This window comes from Mesorhizobium sp. CA15 (assembly GCF_020165215.1).
GTDB lineage: Bacteria > Pseudomonadota > Alphaproteobacteria > Rhizobiales > Rhizobiaceae > Mesorhizobium.
Genome location: NZ_JAIUHQ010000004.1, coordinates 358,994 through 365,605, shown reverse-complemented (window position 1 = coordinate 365,605; position 6,612 = coordinate 358,994). Strand labels below are relative to the sequence as shown.

Here is a 6,612-nt window from a genome sequence, read left to right as displayed (position 1 = left end):
CGCCCGACCCGCCCCATGGCGGGTTGCTCGGCGAGATTGTCCGCACAGGAAACGATACCGGCAACCACTCGTGCCGCGGCCGTTGGATTGTCCTTTTCGATGAAAGCGCCAACCTGGTCGAGACGACGCACGGCGCGCTGGGTCCAGCGGGTCCGCTTCATCGTTCGGGCTTGACGTATTTCGCTATGACGCGGGCCAAGTCCTTCTCGCGTGCGAATTCTCCTCGATCGGCTTCGTCAAGGCCGGCCTCGATCTCGGCAAGCTGCCATTCTTCCCTGGCGACATAGTCTTCGATCGCTTGAGCGGCGACGTAGGAACGAGAGCGATTCACCTTTTCGGCCAGTTGGTCCAGCTTGGCCACAGTCTCATCCGGAAGCCGCACGGTGAAGGCGCTCATCATCCTGTCTCCATTCTGGTTCATTGTGAATGTGGTAGAACCAAAGTGGTTCGTCAACTCCGCATGCCGTGAGGCGGAGCGGCGACGCAGCGACCTGAAGAAACTCGGCATCGATCCGGCCGCTTTCGACCGAATCGGCCGCTTCTAGAGCGGCTGATTACGACACCTTGGTGCCGTCTATTTCCGGATGAAGGCCAGATAGGCCGGCCGCCGTCCTTCGCGGATGGCCTTGGCCTCGTAGCGGGTGCCTGGCCAGCCGTCATAGGGCTGGTGCCAGCCGGAAGCGTCCTCGGCCTGCCATGCGAAGGCGCCGTGTTCGCGGCAGGCAAGCAGCGTCCAGTTCACATAGCTGTCGATGTCGGAAGCGAAGCGGAACCTGCCGCCGGCTTTCAGCACCCGGGCAAAGCGGTCGAGATTGGCGGCGCCGACAAAACGCCGCTTCCAGTGCTTCTTCTTCGGCCACGGATCGGGATAAAGCAAGTCGATGCCGTCGAGCGAGGCTTCCGGCAGCCAGTCGAGCAGGCGCGTGGCATCGTCGTCATAGACCCTGAGATTGCCAAGCGGCGCCTTGCCGAGCGCCGTCATCATCTTGGCCATGCCGTTGACGAAGGGCTCGACGCCGATGAAACCGGTTGCCGGCGCTTCCGTCGCGCGATGCAGGAGATGCTCGCCGCCACCGAAACCGATTTCCAGCTGCAGCGTCGAGACCGGTGCCTTGAACAAGGTCCTGAGATCGGCCGGCGCTTGCGCCGTCAGGTCGATCCGGTATTGGCGCAGGCCGCTTTCGAGGGCGATCGCCTGCTGCGGGCGTATAGTCTTGCCGTGCCGGCGACCGAAGAATCCCTCGGTCGCCCGGCTCGGCCTATCCTTTGCGTCCGCTGGCGTCAGGCGGCGACGGCGTCCTTGAGCGCCTTGGCAAGATCGGTCTTTTCCCAGGAGAAGGAGCCGTCGCGACCGGCCTTGCGACCGAAATGGCCGTAGGACGAGGTTTTTGCATAGATCGGCTTGTTGAGGTCGAGATGACGGCGAATGCCCGACGGCGACAGGTCCATCACCTTGCGCAGCGCATCCTCGAGCTTCGCTTCGTCCACCTTGCCGGTGCCGTGCAGGTCGACATAGACCGACAGCGGCTGGGCGACGCCGATGGCGTAGGAGAGCTGGATGGTGCAGCGGTCGGCAAGCTTGGCCGCCACCACGTTCTTGGCAAGATAGCGCGCCGCATAGGCGGCCGAACGGTCGACCTTGGTGGTGTCCTTGCCCGAGAAGGCGCCGCCGCCGTGGGGGGCTGCGCCACCATAGGTGTCGACGATGATCTTGCGGCCGGTGAGGCCGGCATCGCCGTCAGGCCCGCCGATGACAAATTTGCCGGTCGGGTTGATGTACCAGTTGCAGTCCTCGGCGATCTTCAAGTCGCCAAGCGCCTCGCGGATATAGGGCTCGACCACCTTGCGGACCTTCTTGGAGTCCCAGTTCGCATCGAGATGCTGGGTGGAGAGCACGATCTGCGTGACTTCCGCCGCCTTGCCGTCGGCATAGCGCACGGTGACCTGGCTCTTGGCGTCCGGGCCGAGCTTGCCTGCCTCGCCATTGCCTTCATGACGTGCCGCTGCCAGCAGTTCGAGAATCTTGTGGCTGTAATAGATCGGTGCCGGCATCAGGTCGGGCGTCTCGCGGCAGGCGTAGCCGAACATGATGCCCTGGTCGCCGGCCCCTTCCTCGCCCTGGCGGTCGGCGGCATTGTCGACGCCCTGGCCGATGTCGGGCGACTGGCCATGCAGCAGCACGTCGATCTTGGCGGTCTTCCAGTGGAAGCCGGACTGCTCGTAACCGATCTCGCGGATCGCCTTGCGGGCAACCGACTTGAACTTGGCCGGGTTGACCACAGGGTGGCCGGACGCGTCCTTGAGGACGTTGCCCGCCTTGTCCTTCTTCAAAAGCGTGTCCGGGACGCGGACCTCGCCGGCGATGACGACGCGGTTGGTGGTGGCCAGCGTCTCGCAGGCAACGCGCACCTTCCACGGATCCATGCCCGTCTTCTTGGCTTCGCGATAGACCAGATCGACGATCTCGTCGGAGATACGGTCACAGACTTTGTCGGGATGACCCTCGGAGACGGATTCCGAGGTGAAGAGATAGTTCTGCCGCGTCACGGGTGTCCCCTCTTGAAAAGATCGGCAAGCTGCCGATTTTGGCGCGCCACGTGTTAGCGGTGCCGGGCGCCGCTCGTCAAGCGGCGCGACGGATCTGGCATGAATGTAGGCAAAGTCGGCTATGCCACCGACGGCATGAAACCGCCGGCGGCATCAGGCAAATCAATCGGCGTCCTCGGCGGAAAGTGCCTTCACCAGATCGATGATCCTGCGGCGCACCTTGACGTCACCGATCTTGACGAAGGCCCGGTTGAGCTGAAGCCCTTCGGGACTGCCGCAGAATTCAATGGCGAACGCCATCGAGGAGTCTTCGGCAAATCCCCTGGTGCCGCCGGCGGCCTCCTCGCCCGGAGCATCCTCGAAGAAGAAGGCGACAGGAACGCTCAGGATGGAAGCGATCGCCTGCAGGCGGCTGGCGCCAACCCTGTTTGTGCCCTTCTCGTACTTCTGGATCTGCTGAAAGGTGATGCCGAGATTTTCACCCAGCTTTTCCTGGCTCATTCCAAGCATATTGCGACGCAGCCGGATGCGGCTCCCGACATGGATGTCGATCGGATTCGGCTTCTTCTTGTTCTCTTCTGTCATTTTTTCCTCGCCGAATTTTTCCGGCTTTTTCTATTTGTTCCGCCCATATGAAGCCGGAGCCACCTGCCCCAACAGAACCCTCCAACCGACTTCGAGAAAATTTTAGGCGTTACAGTATGAGTTTCTAATGTGCCGACTGTCAATTCACCCGTAGCCGCTGCCTTACATTCAATGTGAAGGCTATCAGCGCAAACAGCAACATGATCAGCAATCCGTTAATGCGTCGCTGTTCGGCGGACAGGAGGGAGCGCCCAGAAACGGGCACATGCGCGTCGATAGCGCCGCGCGCGTCCACAGCAAGCGCATCGACAATGCGCCCGCGCGAATCGACGACGGCCGATATGCCATTGTTAGCCGCGCGCAACAGAGGCATTCCATTCTCCGCCGCCCGAATTTGGGCCTGCCTGAAGTGCTGATACGGGCCCGGCGTGTCGCCAAACCATGCATCGTTGGTGACGTTCACAATCAAGTCGGCGGATGCAGCGTCAGCAGCGACGAGATCGGGAAAGATCACCTCGTAGCAGATGAACGGAGCGGCACGCAGGCCGCCCGGAACGCCGATCGGATGGCGTTCGTTGCCGGCGGCGAAATTCATCGGCCCGGCAACAAGCTGGCCTATGCCCAAGCGTTCGAACAGGTCAGCGAAGGGCAGATATTCGCCGAAGGGCACCAGATGCACCTTGTCGACGGCATCGACGATCTCGCCCTTGTCGTTGATCGCCACGACGGAATTGTAATAGCGGCTGCCGGCATTGGCCGATCCGCCCTCTTCGCGCACGACACCGGCTATCAGCATCTGGCCGTCGGCCAGCATGTCCCGCAGCGCCGTCAGCGCGTCCGGACGCTCGGTGAAGAGGAACGGCACCGATGTCTCCGGCCACAGGATAAGCTGCGGCTTGGCATGGCCCTGTTCCGGCGCTTTCCCCGATATCCCCAGCAAAGTCGCAAAGATGCGTTCGCGCACCGAGGCATCCCATTTCTCGCTGAGATCGACAGCGGGCTGAACGATGCGAACGTCGATCGCGCGGCTCGATTCGACCGGTGCCGCAAGCCTGACATAGCCGAAGCCGACATGGGCGGCGACGAGGAGGACAAACAAGGCGAGGCCGAGCTTGAGATGGCGGCGCGCGGCGATGAGCGCCGGAAGCGAAAAGACAAAGACCGCGAGCGCATTCATGCCGATCATGCCGGTCACCGATACGCTCTGCATCAGGAGCGGCACCGGCATTGCGGCATAGCCGACGGCATTCCACGGGAAGCCGGTGAAGAGGAAATCGCGCAGCCATTCCGCGAGCCCGAAGCCGAAGGCTAACGCCGCGATACGACCGATATCGCTGCTCCAGAACAGCCGCGCCACAACCGTGGCGAAACCATAGAAAAAGGCCAGCGCGAACGGGATGCCGACAACGGCGAAGGGCAAGGCCCAAGCGAACGTATCGGCCTCGACCAGCAATGCCTGGCCGATCCACCAAAGACCGGCCAGGAAATAGCCGAAGCCGAACCACCAGCCAGCGGCGAAGGCCGGCCTCAGGCGCCTCAACCAGCCATCTGACGCCTCGCCGGTGGCGCCGTCGAGCAGCCAGACAAGGACCGGAAACGAAACGAAGCAGACGGCGAAGAAATCGTAAGGCGCCTGGGCAAGCACCGCCAGCGCTCCGGCGGCAAACGCCACCAGCGCCCGCCGCCACCCCCACTGCAGAATTATCCGGCCGGCAAAGCGCTGCATCAAGCTTCCCAAGTCGCGCGAATCAGGGAGCTAGAGGTTTAACAGGCTGCGCCGCCCGATCCAAACCCAGATAAGCGCAGCCTGATGCGCCGTCGCGCTATATCGGTATCCCGCCACAGCTCTTTGCCTTAGCCGCATTTCTGCAACGCCAAGCGATTCCGGTTGGGTGCAAAATGCTCAGTTGTGCCAGCCCTCGATCCGCAGGCCGCTCAGCCGCTCGGCCTCGTCCTTCGGGACAACGCGCACGGTCTGGCTGAATGTCCAGACATGACCCTCGGGATCGCGGGCGCGGTATTGGCGCTCGCCGTAGAAATGATCCGTCGGTCCCTGAAGAATTTCCGCGCCGGCCGCACGTGCCTTTTCGCAATGAGCGTCGATATCCTGCCGCAGCCGGATATAGACGGCCTGGGTGTTCTTGCCGCCGACCGAGGCCGGGCTGGCGACATGCTCGGCCCATTCGCAATCGACGATGATGTAGCCGTCGCCGAAACGCATTTCGGCGTGGACAAGCCGGCCGTCGGCGTCGCTCACCACCATGCTCGGCTCGAAGCCGAAGGCCGCCTGCAGCCAGGTCAATGCGGCGCGCGGATCTTTATAGAAGACGCCTGAGCCGAGAACGGCATGCTTGAATGGATCGTCGACGGGCATGTCGCGACGGTGTCAGGCCTGCTCGGTGCGCGCGGCGCGGCGGCGACGCTCGCCTTTCTGGCTCTGCACGATGCGCACGCGCTTGACGCGGCGCGGGTCGGCGTCGAGCACGTGGAACTCGAAACCTGGGATGGCCTGCACCACTTCGCCGCGAGCGGGGACGCGGCCGAGCGTGTTGAAGATCATGCCGCCGATGGTGTCGACATATTCGCCATGCTCGCCGGCGGCGAAATCCTCGCCGATCATCTTGGCGACCTCGTCGATCTCGGCTTTGCCGTCGACGACGAAGACGCCGTCGCCCGTCTGCGTGATCATCGGCTCGTCGTCGTCATGCTCGTCCTCGATGTCGCCGACCACCATCTCGACGATATCCTCCAGCGAGGCGAGGCCGTCGGTGCCGCCATACTCGTCGATGACCAGCGCCATCTGCGTGCGGGTCGTCTGCATGCGCCCCATCAGGTCGGAGGCAAGCATCGAGGGCGGCACGAACAGAACCGGGCGGATCAGGCTGAGATCGCCGATGGTGCGCGCAAGGTCGACCTGGGCAAGGTCGAGCGCCGTCGTCACCGGCGCCTTCGCTCTGCTGCGGCCCTTCTTGACGCGGGCGACCTTGGTGATGTGGGCGAGCACGTCGCGAATGTGGACCATGCCGCGCGGATCGTCCAATGTCTCGGAATAGACCGGCATGCGCGAATGGCCGGATTGCTCGAAAAGGCCGAGCAGATCGCCAAGCGTCGTGTTGATCTCGACCGCCTCGATGTCGGCGCGCGGCACCATGACGTCCTCCACCCGCACTTCGCGCAGGCGCAGGATGTTGTTGAGCATGGCGCGTTCGCCGGGCGAGAAGGCGCCGGCGTCGGTCGCCGTTTCGGCAAGCGCGCCGGCGATCTCCTCGCGCAGGCTGGTGCCGTTGCGGTGCCGGAACAGGCCAAGCACGCGGTCGACAAGGGAAGGACCGGCATGCGTCGGCTCAGCGGCCGCGCTGCCGGTCGGAATACTCGGACTTGAGCCCTCTTCCGTCTTTTCGGAAGACTTGGCAGCACTGCCGGCGTCCGGACGGGCGGCAGTTTCTGGTGTGTCGTTCATCGCCATCGGGTCAATTGAGC

At 63.3% G+C, this 6,612-nt stretch carries 9 protein-coding genes; 1 reads left to right on the top strand and 8 read right to left on the bottom strand.

The features are described 5' to 3' along the window. A partial coding sequence (locus LB515_RS11020; RefSeq protein ID WP_224527091.1) for a type II toxin-antitoxin system RelE/ParE family toxin occupies positions 1–161 on the bottom strand: 161 nt, incomplete at its 3' end. Further along, a complete protein-coding gene (locus LB515_RS11015) occupies positions 158–400 on the bottom strand; it encodes a CopG family ribbon-helix-helix protein (protein WP_181174832.1) in 243 nt (80 codons plus the stop codon). The genes LB515_RS11015 and LB515_RS11020, both read right to left, overlap by 4 nt. Between LB515_RS11015 and LB515_RS11010 the strand changes: the two genes are divergently transcribed. Further along, on the top strand, positions 384–545 hold the full coding sequence (locus LB515_RS11010) for a hypothetical protein (protein WP_181174833.1): 162 nt from the start codon (positions 384–386) through the stop codon (positions 543–545). The two genes, LB515_RS11015 and LB515_RS11010, sit on opposite strands and share 17 nt — an antisense overlap. A gap of 29 nt (positions 546–574) precedes the next feature. Here the strand turns inward: LB515_RS11010 and trmB are convergent, their stop codons facing one another. From trmB to LB515_RS10980, 6 genes are all read right to left on the bottom strand, one after another. Continuing rightward, positions 575–1,285, bottom strand: coding sequence for a tRNA (guanine(46)-N(7))-methyltransferase TrmB (gene trmB / locus LB515_RS11005; RefSeq protein ID WP_224707728.1), 711 nt, complete (start codon positions 1,283–1,285; stop codon positions 575–577). Then, the gene (gene metK / locus LB515_RS11000; RefSeq protein ID WP_095765968.1) at positions 1,282–2,547 is read right to left on the bottom strand and encodes a methionine adenosyltransferase; all 1,266 of its coding nucleotides are present in this window, start codon (positions 2,545–2,547) and stop codon (positions 1,282–1,284) included. Before metK ends, trmB begins: the two co-directional genes overlap by 4 nt. Positions 2,548–2,709: 162 nt before the next feature. Continuing rightward, the gene (locus LB515_RS10995) at positions 2,710–3,132 is read right to left on the bottom strand and encodes a helix-turn-helix domain-containing protein (RefSeq protein WP_095765969.1); all 423 of its coding nucleotides are present in this window, start codon (positions 3,130–3,132) and stop codon (positions 2,710–2,712) included. Between the two features lie 139 nt (positions 3,133–3,271). After that, entirely contained in the window at positions 3,272–4,858 is a 1,587-nt protein-coding gene (gene lnt, locus LB515_RS10990; RefSeq protein WP_224707717.1) for an apolipoprotein N-acyltransferase, read from the bottom strand. A 177-nt stretch (positions 4,859–5,035) separates the two neighbouring features. After that, the gene (locus LB515_RS10985) at positions 5,036–5,506 is read right to left on the bottom strand and encodes a VOC family protein (protein ID WP_224707716.1); all 471 of its coding nucleotides are present in this window, start codon (positions 5,504–5,506) and stop codon (positions 5,036–5,038) included. A 12-nt stretch (positions 5,507–5,518) separates the two neighbouring features. Beyond that, positions 5,519–6,592 carry a hemolysin family protein gene (locus LB515_RS10980; RefSeq protein ID WP_224526707.1) on the bottom strand — a complete coding sequence of 358 codons (1,074 nt, stop codon included), beginning with the start codon at positions 6,590–6,592 and terminating at the stop codon, positions 5,519–5,521. Positions 6,593–6,612: the final 20 nt, after the last annotated feature.